This window comes from Enterobacter sp. RIT637, from assembly GCF_019718755.1.
GTDB lineage: Bacteria > Pseudomonadota > Gammaproteobacteria > Enterobacterales > Enterobacteriaceae > Enterobacter.
The window spans coordinates 1-615 of the sequence record NZ_JAIHAZ010000101.1 but is presented as its reverse complement, the minus strand read 5'-3'; the positions used below and the strand labels follow the sequence as shown (position 1 = coordinate 615).

The 615-nt window shown below is 54.5% G+C and carries 1 protein-coding gene; it reads right to left on the bottom strand.

What is annotated here, in order from left to right:
* Nucleotides 1–12 precede the first annotated feature (12 nt).
* Nucleotides 13–615: trimeric intracellular cation channel family protein (locus K5E19_RS23405; protein WP_221553322.1), on the bottom strand; the 603-nt coding region annotated here is incomplete at its 5' end.

The following is a 615-nucleotide window of genomic DNA, read 5'->3' as shown; positions in this document are numbered from 1 at the left end:
CTATTACGTTACTTAGTGCGAGTCATGGGTGTAATGAAACACCGGAAGCCCAAGTTTTAGGCGCAACGCCAACATGCGCGCGGTAAAACCAAACAGCAGGGTGGCAATGACGACAACATCATGGCTCGACACATAATGCTGTAGCGCAATGTACAGCACGGCTGAGGCGAACGAAATGCCAGCGTAGAGCTCTTTCTGGAACACCAGCGGAATGCGTTTACAGAACATATCGCGCAGCACACCGCCAAACACGCCCGTGACCACAGCGGCGATGATGGCAATGATCGGGCCTTCACCCATATCCAGCGCAATTTGCGCACCAATAATGGAAAACACGATCAGCCCTAATGCGTCCAGTACCAAAAACAGACGGCGCAGATGAGGCATCACAGGGGCGGCAATCGTCGTCAGAACCGCGGCGACAGCAACGATCACAACATACTCAGGATGTTTGACCCAACCGAGTGGATAGTGTCCCAGCAAGATATCACGGACAGATCCTCCACCGAGTGCCATAGCGGTGGCGATAATGATGACACCGAAGGTGTCCATACGACGGCGCCCAGCGGCCAGCGCACCGGTCATGGCTTCAGCGGTAATACCGACCAGATAGAG